The following is a 22,690-nucleotide window of genomic DNA, read 5'->3' on the forward strand; positions in this document are numbered from 1 at the left end:
TACTAAATACTTTTGTCTATCCTAATTCCGTAAAGGCTTCCCTTTTGTCAACATATGCTGAATTCTTTCGAGTGTTTTACGTTCAGCACAAAGTTCAAGGAAGGTCTTGCGTTCAAGATCCAATAAGTATTGTTCGGATACTTCCGTTGGTGAGGACAGGTTACCACCACACATCACCCAGCCCAGTTTTTCCGAGATTTTGCGGTCATAGTCGGAGATATAATTTCCTTCACGCATTGAAGATGCACCGACATATACGATACCCAAACCCTGATTACCCAGCACTTTGATATCGTTTCGAGGCACTGGTTGCACATATCCATCCGCAAGTTCCAGCGCTTTTGCCTTTGCATCCGCAAGCAGGCGTGCGCGGTTCATCGTAATCGCAAATTTATCCTTCTGCAAATAGCCTAATTCGTAGGCTTCGTAAGCCGAGGTTGATACTTTCGCCTGGCCAATAGTCAGGAATTTATCCTTTAATGTATTCTGTACGATCTGGTCATCTTTAAATTCTTCAGAAGCCCGCAACGTAAATTCCTTGGTTCCACCACCTCCTGGGATCACACCGACACCTAATTCCACTAATCCCATATAGGTTTCGGCATGGGCCTGCACAAAGTCTGCATGCATTGAGAATTCACAGCCACCACCCAGCGTCATCTGAAATGGGGCGACAACAACTGGAATGGATGAATAACGCAAACGCATGGAGGTATTCTGAAAAGCACGAACCGCCATATTTAACTCATCAAAATCTTGCTCTACCGCCATCATGAAAATCATGCCGATATTAGCTCCTGCGGAGAAATTTTTTCCATCATTGGAAACAACCAATCCACGGTATTCTTTTTCAGCCAGATCTATCGCTTTGTTCAATCCCTGAATTACATCACCGCCAATGGTATTCATCTTGGTATGAAACTCGCAATTGATGATGCCATCACCAAGGTCAATAATAGAAACGCCAGTATTTTTCCAGATTGTTTTGCTTTCACGGATATGGTCCAATACGATCAGATCTTCCGCTCCAGGAATAGGTTTATACGATTTGGAGGCGATATCATAATAATGACGGACGCCATTTTCTATTTTATAGAAAGATTCATATCCGGCATCCAACATTTCATGCACCCAGGATGCCACTTCCCCATCCTGCCCTGGCAAACGCTTCTCCTCAGCCTTGATTTTAGTCAAGGTTTCACGCACGCCCAAAGCATCCCACACTTCAAAAGGCCCTAACTCCCATCCAAATCCGGCACGCATGGCATCATCAATACGGAAGAAATCGTCTGTGATTTCAGGGACACGACGTGAAACATATTCAAACAAGGGATAATGCATCGCACGGAACAGTTCCGCTGCTTTATCTGTTCCCTGTTCGTATACTTTCATCCGTTTATGGATATCTTCCACAGGTTTGGTAGCCTCTAAGGTTGTGGACTTCACCTTTTGCTGCGAGCCAAATGTTAATGTTTTAAGATCCAGGGAGAGGATTTCAGAATTACCATCCGCAGCTTTTACCTTTTCATAGAATCCTTTTTTTGTTTTCTCACCTAACCACTTGTTTTCAACCATCTTATTAATAAAAGCTGGCAGCTGGAAGACGCCTTTTGCTTCGTCTTCGGGAGCGTTCTGCGCCAGGCCGTTGGCGACATTCACCAATGTATCGAGCCCGACAACATCAGCCGTACGGAAAGTTGCCGATTTGGGATGCCCCATCGCAGGTCCCGTATATTTATCCACTTCTTCAACGGTGAGCCCCAGAGCTTCCACCAGATGTGTTACGGCTAGCATCGAGTAAACACCGATACGGTTACCGATAAAGGCGGGTGTATCCTTACACAGCACAACGGTCTTCCCCAGCATCTTATCACCAAAATGAAGGATAAAATCAACCACTTCTGGCTTCGTGTGGGGAGTAGGAATCACTTCCAATAAAGGCAGATAGCGCGGCGGATTGAAGAAATGCGTACCGCAGAAATGATCTTTAAAATCTTCACTACGCCCTTCTGTCATCAGATGAATAGGAATACCAGAGGTATTGGAAGTAATCAATGTGCCTGGTTTACGGAACTGCTCTACGCGATCAAAAACAGATTTCTTAATATCCAAACGCTCGACAACGACTTCAATGATCCAGTCTACCTGAGCGATATCTTTGAGGTTATCGTCAAAATTGCCAGTTTTGATACGTTTTACAAATGATTTGCTATAAATTGGTGAAGGATTTGTCTTTAAGGCAGTTTCTAACGAAGTATTGACGATCCGATCTCGAACGGCCTTACTTTCCAATGTTAGACCTTTCGATTGTTCTGCAGGCAGCAGTTCACGGGGAACAATATCCAGCAACAAAACTTCGATACCAATGTTAGCAAAATGACATGCAATTCGCGAGCCCATAACACCCGAACCGAGAACTGCCACTTTTCTAATATTTCTGTTCATCATAACATATTTATCATGCACATCTGTACATTTGGTTTAACTTCTACACAGTTACTTCTTCCTTATAATTGTTGGCAAGCTCATTGAGCTTGGCCAAGGAAGCAATCAACTGATCTCGTTCCTTTTCCGAGAAATTATCGGCCAGATACTGATTAAAATTGCGAACGACATCTTTGGCAATTCTTCTTTTTTCACGGCCTAGATCAGTCAGGTAAACTTTTACCGAACGCTTATCTGTTGCACTGGTTTCACGGTAAATGAATCCTAAGGACTCTAAATTATTCAACACCCGAGATAAACTTGTTGTTTTTACTCCTGTCAAATTTGCAATCTGAGAAACAGGCGTACCCTCTTTATGGATATTGATCAAAATATAACCCGCAGCCTGGGTAAACCCATATTGTGAAGCAATTTGATTATATTTATTGGCGATAGTCTGCCATCCTGTTTTCAAAAAATAGTCGATTGTCTGATTTTGGTTCATAAGCGTACGCTCAAGCTATTTATTATGCTTGCATAACAAATATAACAGTTAGAATTAAGAATAACAAACTGGAAAACACAATTTTTGTCATTTATTCGTCAGTACATTTTTAAGCTATCATTTTCTAATTTTCAGTTTCAAAATTAAATTGTGGAAAACTTTTAAATACTGATACACAATATCATAAAATAATATGGAAGACTTTTATTAACAGCTCATGTGTAATAATCAAAATTAATTGCGTTAAATTTGTCCTGAACAAATATCAATATCGTATGGCTTTAGTAAACATACCTCGCTTGGATCTGTTGCATTATACACAAGGGACCCAAGAGCAACGGAATCAATTTATTCAGGATATTGGCAGAGCTTTTAATGAAACTGGCTTTGTAACGATTGCAAATCATGGTTTATCGAAAGAATTAATTGAGGAATTATATCAGGTGGTTCCAGAATTCTTTGGTTTACCAACGGAAACAAAAGAAAAGTACGAATTTCCGGAACTTGCAGGTCAACGCGGCTATACAGCAAAAGGAAGAGAAAAAGCAAAGGATGCCAAGACCCCAGATTTAAAAGAATTTTGGCAACGCGGACAGACCATCGTTGGTGAAGAATATTCGAAAACAGAATTTCCGGACAATCCTGAAGTAGAAGAAATTCCACGTTTTAATGGTGTAACTGCTGAAGTCTACAAAAAATTAGAGGATACAGGCCGTGAGCTCCTGAAAGCAATTGCTACTTATTTAGATCTTGAGGAAAACTATTTTGAGCAATTTGTGATCAATGGAAACTCGATCCTACGTGCAATCCATTATTTTCCGATCAATGATCCAGATGCCTTGGCTCCGGATGCCGTACGTGCAGGTGCTCATGAAGATATTAATTTGATCACCCTGTTAATTGGGGCCAGTGCCGATGGTCTGGAAGTATTGACAAAAGATGGCGAATGGTTTCCAATCAAAGCAAAAGGTGAAGATATTGTGATCAACGTAGGCGATATGCTCCAGCGCCTGACCAACAACAAGCTCAAATCAACAACCCATCGTGTGGTCAATCCTCCGCGTGAAAAAATGGGAACTTCACGTTTTTCGATCCCATTCTTTTTACACCCGAAATCGTCCATGAGTCTGGCTTCACTAGATTCTTGTATCGATGCAGAGCATCCTAAAGTATATGAAGATTATACCGCTGGCCAGTATTTAGATGAACGGCTGAGAGAGATCGGATTAAAAATGTAACCCAAAGAGCAGATCACTTGATGAGTTCGACCTTGCAATAGGCCATGGTGCACTGGACAAATTCATTCATAAAAAAGGCCAATCGATGATTGGCCTTTTTTATGAATGAATTATTTTAACTTATAGCCTACTCCTACATTCATGAAAATATTATGCAATCCAAAACTGATACTTTCAAATCCTGTCTGCATAATATTATTGAATCCGTAATCAACCTGTGCCAATCCGAAGAATTTCTGGTTAATCGCATAATGCGCCCCTAAGCTCATCCCTACATCAACACTACGTATACTTTCAGCGAAGTCATAATCGGCATTATCGACGATAATCTTATTGCCTGTCGGCTGTTCGTGTCTCAGATAGCCATTATATGCTTCTCCATAGAATTCTTTTTTTACTGCAAAAGAAATGTATGGACCAGCTTGGACGTTCCAGCGGTTTGAAATCTGATAAGTCGCCTGTACGGGAATTGACAGGTAGAGATTGTGAACTTTAGTTGTAATATCTCCAGTATAATACCCTCTTAACTCCTCTTTTGCATCATTTACGGCATTAAAGGTTGTCTTATATCCCTTAACATTCGCCTCGGTATCCATTCCTTTACCTTCAAAGGTCAAACCTAAGGACAGCCCCCAACTGGAATCAATGTGGTAATTGGCCCTTGCCCCTACGAAAAATGGAACGTTGGGATGATAACTTTTAATTTTTCTAATTTCCCGTGGCAAGGATAAAGGGGCCGCTCCTCCGATCTTCCCCCCTAGCATAACATGGAAATCCAATTTACTTCCAAAACCGTCAATGGTATGCTGAGCCTTAACCGTAGTCCCCATACAAACGATTATTGCGATCAGGATAATACTATATTTTTTAATTTTCATTACTTCTTTGTTACAATTTTGAGTTCATCTACCATTAACTTACTTCCAACAGCCCCGATAAAACTGTCTCCATATTTACTGGAGGTCATTACGATAGCAATGCTATAGTCTAAATTAGCGACATCAGTTTCATCGACTAATTCCTTATAGACAAAAGGTATTGTAAACTTCACAAAACCTACCCCTTCAGTAGCGCCACCATTTTCCAGCCGGGCAATAGCCACTATACTTGGATCCGTCAAAATATTATGCCCTGTCAAATAAGACACTTTCTTCTTTGGATCTGGTTCGGATGCCATCAGCTTCTTGCGGTTATAGAAAACAGCATAGATATCACATGAATCTTTGCTGTTCACGGGATTCAGGTTTTTATCTGTCACCTTTGCCCCTGGGCTATATTTATAGTATCCTTCCAACGTTAATGGCATTTGGTTGAAAGGCAGACCAAACTGAGTCGCAGATAAAGGATCTGATAATACGGGCCCCGTATCAAATGAACCAATAAATAGATTTCCGGCCGCTATGGGTTTTTCAAACATCGCTCCAAAAGCACCGGTAAGTTTAGTCTCCAACAATGCCGCTCTTGTCCCAGAGTATGCTTCAGTGCTCGTTTTAGTGGGATAAGATTCAGGCTCCTTTACTCCGCCTCCTAAACTCAATGTAAGTGAAAAGCTCGGATTCCCGGATGCCCAATTATAGAAATCTTGGCCATCAATCTTATTGAAGAAAATGGTATACTTGTCATCCTTATCAATGGAAAAATCCTCAAATCCATACTCCGTGGGGACAAAGCCACCATCTGTTTTTACGATTTTAACCAGGTAATTCTTCGTAAATTGCCTATCCTCAGAGGTAACTTTATAATATACGCCATTCTTTAACAATTGATCGACAATAACTTTGTTGGTATCTTGTTCACCTGATGGCATCGCCAAAGAATCTTTTAAAAGTTCAATCGAAGCCCCAGGTGTTAAATCAAAATCCATATTCAGCTTCGTAAGATCATCGATATTGGGCTGTAAATAGAGCGTAACCTGATTATTTGAAATTACGGGATTCAACAGAAATACATCTTCGGCAGTCCGAACGCCCACAATATCTGCTTCCATATTGAGCGCTTCTTCTTTTATACAACTACCCAAACAAAATAGTAGCATAAAACAAATTACCCCCCTGTAAATTCGCCTTTGTTTCATAAAATATAGAATTAGTGTAAATTAAGCATCAATGTCATTAACCTTTCCATTGAGATCTGGCAAAGCTACTACTCTCGGTTTCAAAAAAAGTCATTTCTATGACCTTTTCTTTCCTAGGCAACTAATTCTTTACACGGCAGAAAAGGATTAGCTGTTTTTGATTTCCTGTTTAACTTTTCCAGGGAGGCTTTCAACAATTAGGTTATAACTATGCAAAATAAGTTCTTCCAATGCCTTATCGTCGAGCTCCCTGTTGGCAATAACTGTATTCCAATGTTTTTTGTTCATATGATATCCCGGAAGCACGGTCTGCTCGTATCGCTCGCGCAACTCAATGGCCCGCTCCGGGTCACATTTAACATTAAATCGCAACTCATCAATCTGATCAAGGCCTACCAATAGAAAAATTTTTGCACCGACCTTAAATACCAATGTATCTGGTCCAAAAGGGGTTTCCTCAGTGACAGGCCCCAAGGCTAAACTATAATCTCTTAAATCTTCGATATTCATATGTAAATAATTTATTCGATGTTTTCATGCTACGTCAAGGACAATAAGTTGCTGTACTATCGGGCAAGAGCATTTCCTCATTTCTGTTTTTAAATCAACTGCCCGCTTAATCACTGCTAAACAGCCATATATATAAATTTGACAATAATCCATATAAATCTAACAAAACAGCCCATCAATTTAAATCTAAATTTGTAATACACTCAAAAGCAAATAGAAGCAAAATAAATAGAAACACATATTTAAATCATAAATCAACATGGGAAAATGGTATTTTAAGATCGTTATGCTTGTTATGCTATCATTATTATGTGTACAATGTAAAGGCATGGAAACAACACAGCAGGAAAACATCGTTGAGGCCGTCTCCAAAGGACAGGTTGCGGTGGTCACAAAACTCTTAGAAGCTGGCGCTGACGCCAACCAGCGAGGGGCGAACACTAAACCGTTGCTATTGATCGCAACGGAAAATAGGGATATTGAAATGGCTAAACTGCTCGTAAAGCATGGTGCCAATGTAAATAGTCAGGACAATATATTGAACAGTGCCTTTCTATATGCTGGTGCATCCGGCTATACAGAAATGGTCAAACTCTATCTTGACCATGGCGCCGATTTCAACATCTTTAACCGCTACAATGGTTCAGCACTGATTCCCGCCTGTGAGCGGGGGCATGTGGAAACTGTAAAATTACTGGCAAACACCAAGGGCTATCCTATTGATCATATCAATCGGCTGGGATGGACAGCACTTTTGGAAGCGATCATCTTAGGTAATGGAAGTCAAAAATATGTTGATATCGTCAAGATCTTACTGGAAGCCAAATGCGACCCGAATATTGCAGATCATGAAGGCGTATCGCCGTTGGAACATGCTAAACGGAAGGGTTTTACCAAAATTGTCGAAATACTGGAGGCCAATGACTAACCGGAATAGAACTAAACTATTAAAAACAGCTTTTTAAACATACAGCCTATCGGTCATGATAGGCTGTATGTTGCTATGATGTATTGTGATTTTATTTTGTCAAAAGCGCCTGGATCTCCTGCTGGATCTCCGCCCCCTTGTCCGTGTTATACCACTTCTGAATCTCTTCTTTGATTTCGGAGAACTCTTTCCCCGCTCCCTTTAAATGTAGAAACAATTGCTGGCAGGCTGCCGGTCTGGGTCCCCATACCGCCATATCCTGACCTTCCTGATTACGAATAACCAAGATTGGAATCGATTTGCCCCCATTGGTCAAATAGGATTCAATCAGAAAAGGTGCGCTGTCCCGAAGTTGAATATCCAGTGTAATATTTGGGTTTTTGGCTGCCATCTTAGCGAGCATGGGAACGGAATGCGCAGCATCTCCACACCAAGGTTCTGTAATGATAATCCAATGCTGCGGCTCTGAAACGGTCGTGATAAATTGCTGAAAATCCGCAGTAGGCTCAAAACGTTTCAACCAACGTCCCATTCTTGCCCAATTCATTTTAGTATACTGATAATATTCTTCATCCAGATAGGCGGGGTACTTTTCAGGATGATTTAAGATATCTTCAAATTGCCGTAAATACTCTTCAAATGTCATAACATCTATTTTGTGCACAAAGGTAATTTTTACTTCCAACTTTGTCAAAAATCCTTGGCCCAACAATCTGTACCAGATGTAAAAAAATACAGAAGAGTCTCACTGATTGCTGAAACACATCTAAAAGGTTCTGTTAAACGGTTATCCATAAGTGAATCCATCCTATTGGCTTTACGTAATATGCCTCAATCATGGTACATATACTAAAGATTTTACATGGATTAATGGAGAACTCATTTATCTTTGAAAGATACAATCCGTAAATGAAAAGACTAGTTCATCTCATACTATTATTTTTCGCCATCAGCAATGTCTATTCCCAGACGAGCATCAAAGGGAAGGTTCTCGATAAAGCTGACAATAAGCCACTCACAAATGCTTCTATCATTCTGTTGAACAGGGATTCTGTGCTCCGATATTTCAACAGAGCGAATGAAGAGGGAAAATTCCTGTTAAAAAATATTACCCCTGGAAGCTACATTCTCTTGGCCACCTATCCTAAGTTTGAACTTTATACAGATACCATCGAGATTGTGGATAAGGATATTGACCTGCATGACATCAAGATCAATTCCCAAAAAAATGTACTTGAAGAGGTCATCGTCACCCGCAGGCTGCCCATCACATTAAAAGGAGACACAATAGAATATGATGCAGGAAGTTTTGAAACCGAAAAAAATGCCAAGCTGGAGGATCTTCTGCGACGTTTACCTGGCTTTACGGTTTCTGGGGACGGTAATATTACTGCTCAAGGCAAGACGGTACAAAAGGTTTTTATTGATGGCGAGGAGTTTTTTGGTTATGACCCCAAAATTGCCATCCGCAATGTACGTGCTGATGCAGTGGATAAAGTGCAGCTCTATGAGAAAAAATCCGAAGAGGCTGAGCTATCGGGGATAGATGACGGTGTCAGGATCCAGACGGTCAATGTCGTTTTAAAGGAAAAAGCGAGAAAGGGTATTTTTGGAAATATGGAGGCGTTGGGCGGTACAAAGGAACTGTATGCAGGGAATTTATTTGCTGCCAAATTCAATAGAACCGAACGAGTCGGTATCACCGCCAGCCGCAACAACATGGGGAGCTCCAATGGCCGGGAGGGATCGCTACGGATGAACAACCAGATCACAGGAGAACCACTTAACACCGCCTTTGGCGCCAACTATGAGAACCAGTTCTTCAAAAAGACCTTAAAAGTAAATGCCAACTACAGTTATAACGACAACAGTAATAAGAACAGATCGGAAAACTATAATAAAAATATTTTACCCGATAATTCCATATTGGAGAAAACCAGCAAAAGCAATAACGAAAGAAGCACACGCAGCAATGGAGTCCGATCTCATTTTTCCCTTCGCCTGGATTCAACACAACATATAGACCTCCAATCCAATGGGAACTGGTCGGACAACTATGGTTTGAACTTATCTGAAAGTTTTACAGCGGATGGTTCGGGAATAGCAATCAGCAATTTCAAGGAGAATACTGAATCGACATCATCCAGTCGAAGCAATAATTTTCGATTAAACTATCGAAAACGGTTAAAGGCAGGCCGTTCTTTCAACCTCATGGTCGGGAACAATGCCAAGGAATCGGATTCGGAAAGCAAAGTAAATTCTACGACTTATTTTTATAAAAATGATAGCACAGCACGCATTAACCAAACCAGATTTGGCAAAAATAAGGGCAATGATTTCTCTTCTTCCATAAATTTCAGTAATCGAATCAATGATTTTATCAATCTTGCACTGGGTTATAGTTTCCATCACGCCAGAAGTACCAATACACAAAATGCCATAGACAATGTCACCCAGCAGTTTGATTCATTATATTCACAAAATCAGATTGATAATAACACTAACCAAGGCGTTAATATTCACTTCTCCTTTCGAAAGGAGAAGTTTGAGGTCAATTTTTCCAATCGCACATTTTACAAGAATCAGCAACTGAATGACAGTTACCGGGCAGTTGACCTTTCAAGAAATTTTTGGGACAATAATTTGAATGTTGACGCCAACTATAGAATATCGAATAGCCGTAATGTTCGTTTATCCTACCAAAGCACGAATATCATCCCTTCTTTTGAACAGCTACAACCATTGCAACCTCAAACCAACCCGCTGTTTCAACAGATCGGAAATCCAGATCTAAAACGTGCCGTAAACCATAATATCGCCGCAAACTACAATGCGTTCAGCTTACTGAAAGGGACAAACATTAATATCAATGGAAATCTATCCTTCGTGAACAACCCTATCGTAAACAAGACCACGGTACTGGAAAATTCTGCCCAGATCAGCAGCTATGAAAATTTATCTGGTAAATCCAACTGGAACAGTTCATTGAACATCAATCATATGCAACCCTTGGCTAACCGTCGGATTAACTTTAATAAAAGTGCCAATATCAGATATAACAACAGCTATAGTTACACGAAATTTGAGGGCGGTCAGTCCAAAGGTGAATTTCTCTTGAACAATGCAAAAAACATGGTTTTTACCTTGGGCTCGAGTTTAAATGAACAAAACTCAGAAGGGTTTGATTTTGACCTTTCCTGGAATACAGGAATCAATGTGCAGCACAACTCCATCAATACACAATACAATGCCACAAGTTTTGAGGGCGGTGCTTCAGGATATATCAAATATTTTCTCCCCAAAAAATTCAATATGCTGACAAATATATTTTATAGTTATACAGGCCCTACTAAACTTTACAAGAAACCGATCAATCAATTTTATACCAATATAGAACTTCAAAAGAAAGTACTGAAAGATGAAAGCATGACACTCAGCCTTAAAGCCTTTGATATATTCAATACGTTCAACAATACACGTCGGAACGGTAATGACACAAATTACGCCGAATCCGTTCTGCAGGTATTAACACAATATTTTTTGGTTGGCATCAAATGGGATTTCAATAAATACTTGGGAAAAGGAAATGATTAAAACATATTTAATTTGTATTATCTGCTGCCTACTAGGCTCATCCCTGCAGGGGCAATATGCTTATTTTGGGAATAGAGGAACCATCCATTTTGATAAGGTTACCTATACCAAGGCACGGATGCGCCAATTGTCTAATGAAATGAGTTCAAAAATGCCAGACAGGGGTGCTGGTATGATGGAGTACCTGGATAAAGTACCGGATTCGTATACTGAAAAACTGACTCTTTTCTTTGACGAACATGCCACTGTGCTCATGCAGGATGACAGTAGCGGGACGACCGCCACTAAGCGGGGAACCATGCGTAATAGAGGAAGAGGAGGCAGCAGTCAAAGGATGCGGTTCAACCAGGGTCCCAACAATAAAAATGGGAAAGTCCTGTATCAGAATTTAAAGACAAGTATGGCGGATATTCAGCTCGATATTGATGAGAAATATCTGTTATCTGAGCCTTTGGACAGTATCACCTGGCGTTTTACGGAGGAATTTCGTTCTATCGCCGGTATAAGTTGTCGAAGAGTAAATGGAGCTACGAAAGACTCCCTCTATTTGATTGCTTATTACACAGAAGAAATTCCTGTTTCAGCAGGTCCTGCGCTAAGTCATGGTTTGCCAGGCATGATACTGGGCCTAGTGATCCCGGAGATGCATATTCAATACTGGGCAACGCACATTGCGTACGGCAATAATTTAGTGCCTTCGGACTGGCGGGACAAGAAAGCCAAAAGCATGAAGTTTGGTGAGTTTACAGATCTCTTTGGCAGATATATGCCACGGAATCGCCAAAATGAGTCAGCAAAAAAAAGGATTCTGGAGCAACTTGTCTATTGAAAATGTCAGTTTGGCAGTACCTCAGGACAAATTGATGACAAATAGTGATTTTTTTACAAAACATTCGGATTGGCATAAGGGTTGATAATAGACAGATAGAATTTATTTAAGTAAAAAATTAAAATACAAGATATGTCTAAAATTATAGGAATTGACTTAGGTACTACAAACTCATGTGTCGCCGTAATGGAAGGTAACGAGCCTGTAGTAATTACAAATAACGAAGGTAAGCGTACAACGCCTTCAATTGTAGCTTTCGTCGAAGGTGGTGAACGTAAAGTTGGCGATCCAGCAAAACGTCAGGCAATCACCAATCCACATAAAACGATCTATTCTATTAAACGTTTCATGGGACTTTCATATGATGAGGCTGTAAAAGAAGCTGAGCATGTACCCTACAAAATCGTTAAAGGTGATAACAATACACCACGCGTAGAAATCGATGACCGTAAATATACTCCGCAAGAGATCTCTGCAATGATCCTTCAAAAAATGAAGAAAACTGCGGAGGATTTCTTAGGTCAAGAAGTCACTGAAGCTGTGATCACAGTACCTGCATACTTCAACGATGCACAACGTCAAGCAACAAAAGAAGCAGGTGAAATCGCTGGTTTATCTGTGAAACGTATCATCAACGAACCTACTGCTGCTGCTTTAGCTTACGGTTTGGACAAAGCACACAAAGACATGAAAATCGTTGTTTTTGACTGTGGTGGTGGTACACATGATGTTTCTGTTCTGGAGTTGGGTGATGGTGTATTTGAAGTAAAATCTACTGACGGTGATACACACTTAGGTGGTGATGACTTTGATAATGTAATCATCAACTGGTTGAATGAAGAATTCAAAAACGAAAACAATGGCTTTGACTTGAAAAAAGATCCAATGGCATTGCAACGTTTGAAAGAAGCTGCTGAAAAGGCGAAAATTGAATTATCGAGCGCAACTTCTACTGAAATCAACTTACCATACATCACGGCAGATGCAACAGGTCCAAAACACTTAGTTCGTACATTATCACGTGCTAAATTTGAGGCTCTGGCAGCTGACTTGATCAAAAGAACAATTGCCCCTTGTGAATCTGCATTGAAAAATGCTGGTTTCAGCAAATCAGATATCGACGAGATTATTTTAGTCGGTGGTTCTACTCGTATCCCTGCAATCGTTGACGCAGTAAAAGCTTTCTTCGGAAAAGAACCTTCTAAAGGTGTAAACCCTGACGAAGTTGTTGCTTTGGGAGCTGCAATCCAAGGTGGTGTATTGACAGGTGAAGTAAAAGACGTTTTATTATTGGATGTAACTCCACTTTCATTGGGTATCGAAACAATGGGTGGTGTAATGACTAAATTAATCGAAGCAAATACGACAATCCCGACCAAAAAATCGGAAACATTCTCTACTGCTTCTGACAACCAACCATCTGTGGAAATCCACATCTTACAAGGTGAGCGTCCAATGGCAAGCCAAAACCGTACAATCGGCCGTTTCCATTTGAACGACATCCCACCTGCACCGCGTGGAGTTCCTCAAATCGAAGTTACTTTCGATATTGATGCCAACGGGATCATCAAAGTATCTGCAAAAGATAAAGCAACCGGTAAAGAGCAAAACATCCGTATTGAAGCTTCTTCAGGTTTGTCAGATGATGAAATCAAACGCATGAAAGAGGAAGCTGAGGCAAATGCTGATGCTGACAAAAAAATGAAAGAAGAAGCTGACAAAGTAAATGCAGCTGACGCCTTGATCTTCTCAACTGAAAAACAATTGAAAGAATATGGTGATAAAATCTCTGCAGACAAAAAGGCTCCTATTGAAGCTGGACTGACTAAATTGAAATCTGCATATGAAGCCAAAAACTTCGCAGAAATCGATGCAGCTTCTGCTGAATTGCAAAATGCTTGGAATGCAGCTTCTGAAGAAATGTATGCGGCTTCTCAAGGTGGTGCGCAACAACCCCAAGGAGATGCTGGTCAAGCACAAGGTGGAAACCAAGGTGGTGATGATGTAACTGACGTAGATTACGAAGAAGTAAAATAATCATCCCTCCTGATAAATAAAAAAGCTCCGAGCGTTCTCTGCTCGGAGCTTTTTTATTTATGGGACATATAGCGATCTATTTCTTTGAGAAGATCCTAATATGTACCACTATTTCCGATAATGGCTCATTATGCCTTTGTCTAATATCGCCCAAATGCCAGCTGGCATACCCGCATGCTTCAAGGCAGTATTGGTCCAAGTATTACATGAATAGAATAAGCTATAGGATCCTTTGGCCTCATAAAAGGCATCTGAATCATCATATTGCGCATCGGTATCTACCAAAACTGTCCTTCCGTCCTTCCAATCTAAAGAATCGCGGATATACTTCACTAGTTCTTTGTACTGTTGCGGACTGATTTTATACCCAAAGCACAATTCATTTTCTTGCATAAAGTTATAATATGTTACGTGGATAGCAGACTCACCCAATCCAAATGCAGCCACCAAGGCCGTGGATGCCTTTAGATCCTTCCATTCTGGTGTATCTAAATAAAAACCTTTATCTCCCCAACCAATACCAACATACTGGTATCCCGATTTTTTTCCTACCGTGTTTGTATAAGGAAACAGGTGCGTCCAATCCATCTCTTCATGGATGACAGGCAATATAATATCGGTATGAACCCCATTGGATTTCACATATACCTGTACTGTTCTATCAGAAATTGTCTCCCTGCCAGAGACCGGAATTCTCGATAGTATATATTCGGCAACAATATAAAGCACACAAAAACCTAAAAATCCCAAAATAATATAACCGAACATCTTCGCTACTTTTTTCATCTTTAAACGATTATTGACGGACATTTTCAAGCTAACTTTAGCCGGATATCTCCACCCACAGCCCCATATATAATGGCATAAAGACATTGACATCGATCCATGATCTCTATTCCAGATTTATAAACATAAAAAAAACCTGTATTGCTTACAATACAGGTTTAATATAAGCTATTTCTTCTAGCTCTTAAAATAACTTCTCTGGATACACACCATCTGCAACCAATTTAGAGATTGATTCTTGCACAATGGGCTTGTCTTCTTTGTAAGTAACTCCAAACCATTTGGATGAGGTAGGGATGACTTTGAAATCAGCCATTTTATGTTTTACCATATAATCTGGAACAGAAGGGATAAAGAACTCTGCTTTTACATTCTCCTTATTTTCTTCAACAAAAGCAGGAAACATCGTCTGTGCGACATCAAATATCTTTGGCGTAAAGCCCCAGAAGTTCATCGAAACACGGGTCTGTGGATCCAAATCATGCTCCACACCATTTTCTTCGTATACGATTTTACGGCTATCGCCTTCACCTTTATAATATATATTTGTACGTTCCGTTACACTTTCCATGTGTCCCGAAGGGCTGACTTCACATACACCACGTGATACATAACCGTAGTCAGACATGGTATTTCCTACCTGGAAGCCCATCAAGGACATTTGTTGATCTGAAACTTCAGTCGTTAAAAATTCGGCCATTTTTTGAAAGGAGTCCGAGCCATAGAAATCATCCGCATTGATGACACAGAAAGGTTCATTCACTTTATCCTTAGCACTCATCACGGCATGTGCGGTACCCCAAGGTTTTGTTCTTTCAATGACATGATTGACGCCAAATTTTGTTAAATCGAAATCCTGAAATGCGTAGTCCACTTCGATCTTACCTTTCAACTTTTCATCAAACACTGCTTTCATTTTATCCAGGAATTCTTCACGGATAATGAATACAACTTTTCCAAATCCTGCACGAATGGCATCATAGATTGAATAGTCAATAATTGTCTCGCCGTGTGGGCCAAAACCATCTACTTGTTTTAAAGAACCATACCGGCTAGCCATTCCTGCTGCCAAAATCAAAAGGGTTGGTTTACTCATATTTAAATTGTATTAATAGAACTTTCTTTTCGTCCTCAAACTTAGCTAAATTTGCCTGTAAAAGCAAATATATAGGCCTTTCTCTCCACGTTGGAAAGGCTCTGACCTACGAAAATATTTCAAAAAAATCAGCGTTATTTCTTCTTCAAAAATGCATTTAATAATCCTGTTGCCAATTTCCCTAAGAACTTGGCTCCTTCCCTGGCTAAAGTTGTGGTCGCTGTTCGCTGGGCCGCCTCCAAGGGGGTCTGTCTTCTCGAAGTCGGTCTACTTGCTTTAGCAGCTTCTTTTTCTGCTGCTGCACGTTGCTGCTCCTGTGCAACGACCTGCATTTTCTCATCAACGATCTCCGCTGCAGAACGGTTTTCCTGTCTTTCGTGATACTTTGCGTTTAAATCGGACTGATCAATAATCTGCTTGACTGTTGCCTCATCTGCAGGTCCCATCACTGCACGTGCAGGAACTAAATGAGTTGCGACCACCTCTGTCGGAATCCCTTTATCATTCAGTACGGTAATTAATGCCTGACCTGTACCTAGCGAAGTTAAGATTTGATCAATCTCATAAAAATCGGATTTCGGATAGGTTTTTACTGTTTTTTTCAGATTTTCAGCATCATTGGGAGTAAAGGCACGCAAGGCATGCTGCACACGGTTCCCCAATTGTGCCAATACCGATTCGGGAATATCAGTAGGCGATTGTGTACAGAAGAATACCCCAATACCTTTAGAACGGATAAGACGTATGATCTGATCTACTTGAGACAGGAATGCTTTCGATGCACCATTAAAAAGAAGATGGGCTTCATCAAAGAAAAACACCAATTTCGGTTTATCAAGATCTCCTACCTCGGGCATATTTTTAAATAATTGGGCAAGTAAACTCAATAAAAAAGTAGAATACAATACCGGCTGATCCTGCACATCAGAGATGTTCAGTAAACTAATCATGCCCCGGCCATCGACCTTCTGGAACAAATCATTGATATCAAACTCTTTCTCGCCAAAGATGTGTGCCAGTCCCTGCTGCTCCAAAGCAACAATTTTACGGAGAATTGTTCCAGAACTCGCTGAACTTATTTTACCATAATCATTTTTAATCTCTTCACTTCCGGGCCCGTCCGACAGATAGGTCAGCAGTTTTTTTGTATCCGTAAAATCAATCAAAGGCATTTGATTGTCCTGTGCATATTTGAACATAGCTGCCAAAACACCGGTCTGTGTCTCATTGAGTTCCAGAATCCTTCCGAGTAAGACAGGTCCAAAATCCTCGACAGTAATGCGCATCGGAATCCCCTTGTTTCCCGACAATGAAAAGAGTTCGACCGGGAAGCTTGCTGGTTCAAACGGTATACCAACAGCATTTCCACGGTCGGTCAGCGCTTGATTTGTTGTCCCCGGCATAGCCAGTCCTGAAAGATCCCCTTTTACATCCAACATAAATACGGGTACAGCGGCATCTGACAGCTGTTCGGCAATCAACTGGAGTGTTCGGGTCTTACCCGTGCCTGTGGCTCCAGCAATCAGACCATGTCGGTTCATCATTTTCAAAGCTAAGTTCACTTTTGCCTCAGCTAAAATCTCTCCATCCAGGATACCGGCCCCCAAGTATATAAATGCCCCTTTGGGGTTATAAGAAGCTTGGACCTTTTCGATAAATTGTTCTTTATTTGCCATAAAAAAGGCTTAATATTTGTGTTTGTATACTCAATTGAAACCCTGTAAAAAATAATCTTTCCGTCACAATTTCGTGCCAAAATTCATTTTTTATGCACTATTAATTTGAATTTAACATAGAATTACTATTTTTACGATGATAAAACAATACGATTAAAGGTAATAAAAAATGTTAAATAAGAGATTTAGATTCATGGCTGCATTTTTATGTGCACTCATCTTTTTCACAAAGATGGCCATCTCTATATCGCCTATTTTTTCTGACAGTTTAGACCAAAATACAATCTTACAAATTGTTTTACAGCTTGAGATTGAAAACAATAATGGCGCAAGCAGTGACACCCTTGAAACTGCCTCAAAATTCTTCAATACAAAAACAGATGAATCTATTGTATTCGAAACTATTCTCGTTGAGAACCAAGGAAAACAAAAGAACTATCTTAAAAATGAGAAAAGCATTTTAGCTTTTCATCCTACGGTTCCAACACCGCCTCCTAACTGTTAATAAATACATCCCTTTGGGATGTAACCCATTTATCCCCATGCTGTATCCAGCATGTGCGGTTCTTATTGATTTTTCAGAATGCTCCGTCCATTATAGACAGCAAGGCTTTTAATCGGTATGACTTGACTAATCCGATTGTACTGAAGCGCTGATCCGATATATTCGAGCTCAATACATTAGTGTTGGGTCTGGAGACTTCATGAAAATTTTATTTACAGATAAACACAAATTTTATGTTTGGAACTCGTACGTCTGCTTTTCTGAAACTTTCGAAAAGAGACTTAAAATATGACTTCCCTGCTAGTGTTGTGGTGTTTTTGGTGGCACTTCCATTATGTTTGGGAATTGCAATGGCCTCCGGTGCGCCATTGTTTGCAGGATTATTGACTGGTGTAATTGGAGGAACTGTTGTCGCTTCAATCAGCAAATCACCACTCAGTGTAAGTGGACCAGCTGCTGGTCTTACCGTAATTGTCTTGGGCGCTATTCAGAGCCTTGGGGCTTATGAAACATTTTTACTCGCCGTTGTCATTGCTGGCGTGATACAGGTTATTTTAGGCATACTTAAAGCTGGTATGATCGGAAACTATTTTCCTTCAGCTGTGATTGTAGGCATGCTGGCAGCGATTGGTATTACGATTATTATGAAACAGATCCCCTTAGCTTTAGGCATGATGGAAACCCATGCTTTTGAATTGGACAACGGACATGGTATTGGTGCTTATTTTGACACCATGGCTTCCGCCATTAACTTTGGGGCATTGATTATCTGCGCATTGTCCTTGGCAATTCTAATATTCTGGCCTTCTATTCCCAAGCTCAATAAAGTTCCTGCTCCTTTGGTTGTGGTTATCGTAGGTGTAGCTTTGGCCTATCTCTTTAATGGTTCTTCCTTCCAGCTGCACGACAAACAGTTTGTGCTGGTTCCAATTGTCGGATCATTCACAGAGTTTACAGGATTATTTACCTTACCGGACTTTACACAGGTAATCAATAAGGAGGTTTGGATCGTTGCATTCACCATCGCCATTATTGCCAGTCTGGAGACCTTGTTGAGTATTGAAGCTGTTGATAAGATCGATCCATACAAGCGCAACACACCGACCAATCGTGAGCTCATGGCTCAGGGAATTGGTAATATGACCAGCGGGCTTTTAGGTGGCTTACCCCTGACCTCTGTGATCGTGAGATCTTCAGCAAATGTCAATGCTGGTGGTAAGACAAGGCAATCGGCTATCCTACATGGTATTTGGCTGCTTGCAGCAATGTTAGCAATTCCAAGCTTATTGAATATGATCCCACTGGCCTGCCTAGCTGCGATTCTATTGCATACGGGTTATAAGCTGGCTAAACCAAGTTTATTTACATCCATGTATAAGAAAGGCTTGGACCAGTTTATCCCATTTTTTGTTACGATTGTAGCGATTGTATGTACTGACCTACTGATGGGTGTTGGCATTGGCATCGTGGTGGCAACATTTTATATTCTAAAAGCCAACATGAAAAATGCTTTTAAATATAACATAGAAAGGGAAGAAGAGGAGGACAAGGCCGTCATTACACTGGCAGAAGAAGTCTCGTTTTTGAATAAAGTTCCTATCCAACAGAAATTGTATAGTTTGCCAAAATCTGTAAGTAAAATACGTATAGACGGGACATTTAGCAAATTTATCGACAAAGATGTCATTGAAGTGATCAAGGACTTTGAACAGAATGCGAAAAGTAAAGGCAAAGAAATAGAGCTTTTACAGGTCGTATATAAAAAATAAATTGTTTCACATGAACAATTTATTTAGACATTTGTATTATATAATTAGGAAATTGAAAAAATAGCCTTAGTGGCAAAAGTGAAACAAATAAATATGGAAAATAAAGATTTAAAAATAGGATTTGACAATATCATTAAAGGAAATCAAGAATGGATGGAGTTTGTAAAAAATGACTCAACAGGACGTTTCCAACAACTTGCTAAAGGTCAAAATCCTGAAATTCTTTGGATAGGTTGTGCAGATAGCCGTGTACCGGCCAATGAGCTGACGGGTACAAAACCCGGAGAGGTTTTCGTTCACCGTAACATTGCCAATATGGTTGTTCACTCTGACATGAGCTTACTTAGTGTACTGGATTATGCGGTCAATGTATTAAAAGTAAAACAAATCATTGTTGCGGGACATTACGGATGTGGTGGCGTGGCCGCTTCTTTGAGCCGTACCCAATATGGCATTATTGACAACTGGCTAAGCCATATCAAAGATGTTTATCGCTTGCATAGTGCTGAGATCGATAGCATCCAAGATCCAGAGAAAAAAGCCGACCGCCTCGTGGAGCTCAATGTTCATGAGCAGGTATTTAATCTTTGTACCACCTCAATTATTCAAAATGCATGGAAAAATGGGCAGGCACTTGCTGTCCATGGAATGGTGATCAACATCGGTACAGGCGAGCTGATCGATCAGGGTTGCACATTTACAAATAACGAATCCCTTGGAAAGGTGTTCGCTTTCAAATAGTAACAAATCGGTAAAAAGGGACAGCTAGCTGTCCCTTTTTTATTTCGGTTTACATTTACTAATTAGGGGCATATAGACTTTTTTTTCGTACTGCCATTGTCTTTTCCAGACTGATATCTCCACTCTCCTAGCTAATATCTCACTTCTAATAATTAACTTTGTATTATGAGTGAAGAAAAGTCATTAAATTTTATCGAGGAAATTGTCGAAGAAGATCTTCGTACAGGAAAACATGGCGGACGTGTATTGACACGTTTTCCTCCTGAGCCAAATGGTTACCTCCACATTGGTCACGCCAAATCCATCTGCTTGAATTTTGGATTAGCACAGCAGTACAACGGCAAGACTAATCTCCGCTTTGATGACACGAACCCTGTCACCGAGGACACTGAGTATGTTGAAAGTATCAAAAAAGATATTCAATGGCTTGGATTCCAGTGGGCAGAGGAATTATATACTTCAGATTATTTTGAGACCCTATACAATTATGCCGTTTCCCTCATAAAAAAAGGACTGGCATATGTCGATGACAGTACAGCAGAGGAGATTGCTGCAGCCAAGGGAACGCCCACTGAACCTGGTATTCCGACGCCATATCGCGATCGGACTGTAGAAGAAAATTTAGTCCTATTCGCAGATATGCGTGCAGGAAAATATAAAGATGGAGAAAAAGTACTTCGTGCTAAAATAGATTTAGCCAGCCCGAACATGCATATGCGTGATCCGCTGTTATATCGTATTAAACATGCACATCATCACAGGACAGGTGACCAATGGTGTATTTATCCCATGTATGACTTTGCGCACGGGCAATCGGATTCTATTGAAAAAATCACCCATTCGATCTGCACATTAGAGTTTATCCCGCATCGTCCTCTTTACGACTGGTGCATTGACAAACTGGAAATTTTCCCGTCAAAACAATATGAATTTGCCCGCTTAAATATGACTTATACGGTCATGAGCAAGCGTAAATTGCTGCAACTGGTTAATGAAAAATTTGTTGAAAGCTGGGATGATCCACGCATGCCAACAATCTCTGGGCTAAGAAGAAGAGGTTACACACCGGCCAGTATTCGGAATTTTTGCGATAAGATCGGCGTTCAAAAGCGTGAAAACATGATTGATGTCAGTCTTTTGGAGTTCTGTATCCGAGAGGACCTCAATAAAACTGCCTGGCGCAGAATGGCTGTGCTTGACCCGATAAAGCTCGTGATCACCAACTATCCGGATGGACAAGTGGAGGAACTAGTCGGCGAGAATAACCCTGAAGTAGAAGGTGGTGAAGGCTCACGTTCTATTCCATTTTCAAAAGAACTTTGGATCGAACGCGAGGACTTTATGGAAGATGCTCCAAAAAAATTCTTTCGCCTGGGCCCTGGACTTTCAGTACGTCTGAAACATGCTTACATCGTAACCTGTCATGACTTTGTGAAAGATGAAAATGGAAAAGTAACAGAAGTACACTGTACCTATGTTCCAAATTCCAAATCTGGGGAGGACACTTCAGGATTGAAAGTAAAAGGAACGATTCACTGGATCTCTGTTCCGCATGCCAAAGAAGCTGAAGTGAGGTTATATGACAGATTATTCAATGATGAAAACCCTGCAATAGCAGAGGATTTTAAAGCATCCATAAATCCTAAAAGCTTACAGGTGATAGAACGTGCTTATATTGAACCAGACTTGGCCAATGCCGTGCCTGGGAAAGGGTATCAGTTTATCCGTTTAGGATACTTCACCTTGGATACACACTCCACGCCCGCACATCTTGTATTTAACCGTACAGTCACATTAAAAGACTCTTGGGGAAAAGAGGTGAAAAAGAACGCTTAAACATTATTTTCTATATAAAAAAGGCCGGAATCAGTTCCGGCCTTTTTTATATAGAAAATGGATATTGTCATCTGCTCGACACCGCCAATCTTGCCGTATTAACACCCTTTCAGCCTCAGCAAAAATCCATATCCGGAATCTA

18 protein-coding genes are annotated in these 22,690 nt (G+C 40.5%); 9 read left to right on the top strand and 9 right to left on the bottom strand.

All coding sequences use genetic code 11. The annotated features are described in order from the left end of the window. Window positions 1-21: 21 nt before the first annotated feature. Both HX021_RS05335 and HX021_RS05340 read right to left on the bottom strand, forming a co-directional pair. On the bottom strand, window positions 22-2,448 hold the full coding sequence (locus HX021_RS05335) for a 3-hydroxyacyl-CoA dehydrogenase/enoyl-CoA hydratase family protein (protein ID WP_286589000.1): 2,427 nt from the start codon (window positions 2,446-2,448) through the stop codon (window positions 22-24). Between the two features lie 40 nt (window positions 2,449-2,488). Beyond that, window positions 2,489-2,929, bottom strand: a complete 441-nt coding sequence (locus HX021_RS05340) for a MarR family winged helix-turn-helix transcriptional regulator (RefSeq protein WP_286589002.1) — start codon at window positions 2,927-2,929, stop codon at window positions 2,489-2,491. 275 nt (window positions 2,930-3,204) lie between these two features. Between HX021_RS05340 and HX021_RS05345 the strand changes: the two genes are divergently transcribed. Then, entirely contained in the window at window positions 3,205-4,167 is a 963-nt protein-coding gene (locus HX021_RS05345; RefSeq protein WP_286589004.1) for an isopenicillin N synthase family dioxygenase, read from the top strand. Window positions 4,168-4,277: 110 nt separating this feature from the next. On the opposite strand, the gene HX021_RS05350 is transcribed toward HX021_RS05345, so the two are convergent. The 3 genes from HX021_RS05350 to HX021_RS05360 all read right to left on the bottom strand — a co-directional run bounded on the left by HX021_RS05350 (window position 4,278) and on the right by HX021_RS05360 (window position 6,751). After that, a complete protein-coding gene (locus HX021_RS05350) occupies window positions 4,278-5,045 on the bottom strand; it encodes a porin family protein (protein WP_286589005.1) in 768 nt (255 codons plus the stop codon). Continuing rightward, window positions 5,045-6,154: a PCMD domain-containing protein gene (locus HX021_RS05355; protein WP_286589008.1), complete on the bottom strand. Its 1,110-nt coding sequence runs from the start codon at window positions 6,152-6,154 to the stop codon at window positions 5,045-5,047. The genes HX021_RS05350 and HX021_RS05355 overlap by 1 nt, the downstream gene beginning before the upstream one ends. Before the next feature lie 234 nt (window positions 6,155-6,388). Continuing rightward, window positions 6,389-6,751 carry an MmcQ/YjbR family DNA-binding protein gene (locus HX021_RS05360; RefSeq protein WP_286589009.1) on the bottom strand — a complete coding sequence of 121 codons (363 nt, stop codon included), beginning with the start codon at window positions 6,749-6,751 and terminating at the stop codon, window positions 6,389-6,391. A gap of 328 nt (window positions 6,752-7,079) precedes the next feature. On the opposite strand from HX021_RS05360, the gene HX021_RS05365 reads away from it, so the two are divergent. Further along, entirely contained in the window at window positions 7,080-7,679 is a 600-nt protein-coding gene (locus tag HX021_RS05365) for an ankyrin repeat domain-containing protein (RefSeq protein ID WP_286589010.1), read from the top strand. Between the two features lie 91 nt (window positions 7,680-7,770). Here the strand turns inward: HX021_RS05365 and HX021_RS05370 are convergent, their stop codons facing one another. Next, a complete protein-coding gene (locus HX021_RS05370) occupies window positions 7,771-8,325 on the bottom strand; it encodes a thioredoxin family protein (protein ID WP_286589011.1) in 555 nt (184 codons plus the stop codon). A gap of 263 nt (window positions 8,326-8,588) precedes the next feature. On the opposite strand from HX021_RS05370, the gene HX021_RS05375 reads away from it, so the two are divergent. The 3 genes from HX021_RS05375 (at window position 8,589) to dnaK (ending at window position 14,139) form a co-directional block, all read left to right on the top strand. Then, window positions 8,589-11,273, top strand: a complete 2,685-nt coding sequence (locus HX021_RS05375; RefSeq protein ID WP_286589012.1) for a TonB-dependent receptor — start codon at window positions 8,589-8,591, stop codon at window positions 11,271-11,273. Further along, window positions 11,266-12,102, top strand: coding sequence for a GLPGLI family protein (locus HX021_RS05380; protein WP_286589013.1), 837 nt, complete (start codon window positions 11,266-11,268; stop codon window positions 12,100-12,102). Before HX021_RS05375 ends, HX021_RS05380 begins: the two co-directional genes overlap by 8 nt. Before the next feature lie 132 nt (window positions 12,103-12,234). Further along, entirely contained in the window at window positions 12,235-14,139 is a 1,905-nt protein-coding gene (dnaK, locus tag HX021_RS05385; protein ID WP_286589014.1) for a molecular chaperone DnaK, read from the top strand. Window positions 14,140-14,247: 108 nt separating this feature from the next. Here the strand turns inward: dnaK and HX021_RS05390 are convergent, their stop codons facing one another. The 3 genes from HX021_RS05390 to HX021_RS05400 form a co-directional block, all read right to left on the bottom strand. After that, complete coding sequence (locus HX021_RS05390) at window positions 14,248-14,925, bottom strand: TIGR02117 family protein (protein WP_286589015.1); 678 nt, start codon at window positions 14,923-14,925, stop codon at window positions 14,248-14,250. Window positions 14,926-15,109: 184 nt separating this feature from the next. Further along, entirely contained in the window at window positions 15,110-16,021 is a 912-nt protein-coding gene (locus HX021_RS05395; protein WP_286589017.1) for a nucleotidyltransferase family protein, read from the bottom strand. Window positions 16,022-16,155: 134 nt separating this feature from the next. After that, window positions 16,156-17,697, bottom strand: a complete 1,542-nt coding sequence (locus HX021_RS05400; protein ID WP_286589019.1) for a helicase HerA-like domain-containing protein — start codon at window positions 17,695-17,697, stop codon at window positions 16,156-16,158. 193 nt (window positions 17,698-17,890) lie between these two features. Between HX021_RS05400 and HX021_RS05405 the strand changes: the two genes are divergently transcribed. The 4 genes from HX021_RS05405 (at window position 17,891) to HX021_RS05420 (ending at window position 22,548) form a co-directional block, all read left to right on the top strand. Beyond that, entirely contained in the window at window positions 17,891-18,202 is a 312-nt protein-coding gene (locus HX021_RS05405) for a hypothetical protein (protein WP_286589021.1), read from the top strand. Between the two features lie 233 nt (window positions 18,203-18,435). Next, on the top strand, window positions 18,436-19,971 hold the full coding sequence (locus tag HX021_RS05410) for a SulP family inorganic anion transporter (protein ID WP_286589022.1): 1,536 nt from the start codon (window positions 18,436-18,438) through the stop codon (window positions 19,969-19,971). Between the two features lie 93 nt (window positions 19,972-20,064). Further along, complete coding sequence (locus HX021_RS05415) at window positions 20,065-20,712, top strand: carbonic anhydrase (RefSeq protein ID WP_286589024.1); 648 nt, start codon at window positions 20,065-20,067, stop codon at window positions 20,710-20,712. Window positions 20,713-20,877: 165 nt separating this feature from the next. After that, window positions 20,878-22,548, top strand: coding sequence for a glutamine--tRNA ligase/YqeY domain fusion protein (locus HX021_RS05420; protein WP_286589026.1), 1,671 nt, complete (start codon window positions 20,878-20,880; stop codon window positions 22,546-22,548). Window positions 22,549-22,690 lie beyond the last annotated feature (142 nt).

Source organism: Sphingobacterium sp. N143 (assembly GCF_030325625.1).
Lineage (GTDB): Bacteria > Bacteroidota > Bacteroidia > Sphingobacteriales > Sphingobacteriaceae > Sphingobacterium.

Bases quoted from the DNA above. Each gene is read 5' to 3' on its own strand.
- HX021_RS05335 (WP_286589000.1), bottom strand. From the start codon at position 2,448: ATGATGAACAGAAATATTAGAAAAGTGGCAGTTCTCGGTTCGGGTGTT.
- HX021_RS05340 (WP_286589002.1), bottom strand. From the start codon at position 2,929: ATGAACCAAAATCAGACAATCGACTATTTTTTGAAAACAGGATGGCAG.
- HX021_RS05345 (WP_286589004.1), top strand. From the start codon at position 3,205: ATGGCTTTAGTAAACATACCTCGCTTGGATCTGTTGCATTATACACAA.
- HX021_RS05350 (WP_286589005.1), bottom strand. From the start codon at position 5,045: ATGAAAATTAAAAAATATAGTATTATCCTGATCGCAATAATCGTTTGT.
- HX021_RS05355 (WP_286589008.1), bottom strand. From the start codon at position 6,154: ATGGAAGCAGATATTGTGGGCGTTCGGACTGCCGAAGATGTATTTCTG.
- HX021_RS05360 (WP_286589009.1), bottom strand. From the start codon at position 6,751: ATGAATATCGAAGATTTAAGAGATTATAGTTTAGCCTTGGGGCCTGTC.
- HX021_RS05365 (WP_286589010.1), top strand. From the start codon at position 7,080: ATGGAAACAACACAGCAGGAAAACATCGTTGAGGCCGTCTCCAAAGGA.
- HX021_RS05370 (WP_286589011.1), bottom strand. From the start codon at position 8,325: ATGACATTTGAAGAGTATTTACGGCAATTTGAAGATATCTTAAATCAT.
- HX021_RS05375 (WP_286589012.1), top strand. From the start codon at position 8,589: ATGAAAAGACTAGTTCATCTCATACTATTATTTTTCGCCATCAGCAAT.
- HX021_RS05380 (WP_286589013.1), top strand. From the start codon at position 11,266: ATGATTAAAACATATTTAATTTGTATTATCTGCTGCCTACTAGGCTCA.
- dnaK (WP_286589014.1), top strand. From the start codon at position 12,235: ATGTCTAAAATTATAGGAATTGACTTAGGTACTACAAACTCATGTGTC.
- HX021_RS05390 (WP_286589015.1), bottom strand. From the start codon at position 14,925: ATGAAAAAAGTAGCGAAGATGTTCGGTTATATTATTTTGGGATTTTTA.
- HX021_RS05395 (WP_286589017.1), bottom strand. From the start codon at position 16,021: ATGAGTAAACCAACCCTTTTGATTTTGGCAGCAGGAATGGCTAGCCGG.
- HX021_RS05400 (WP_286589019.1), bottom strand. From the start codon at position 17,697: ATGGCAAATAAAGAACAATTTATCGAAAAGGTCCAAGCTTCTTATAAC.
- HX021_RS05405 (WP_286589021.1), top strand. From the start codon at position 17,891: ATGGCTGCATTTTTATGTGCACTCATCTTTTTCACAAAGATGGCCATC.
- HX021_RS05410 (WP_286589022.1), top strand. From the start codon at position 18,436: ATGTTTGGAACTCGTACGTCTGCTTTTCTGAAACTTTCGAAAAGAGAC.
- HX021_RS05415 (WP_286589024.1), top strand. From the start codon at position 20,065: ATGGAAAATAAAGATTTAAAAATAGGATTTGACAATATCATTAAAGGA.
- HX021_RS05420 (WP_286589026.1), top strand. From the start codon at position 20,878: ATGAGTGAAGAAAAGTCATTAAATTTTATCGAGGAAATTGTCGAAGAA.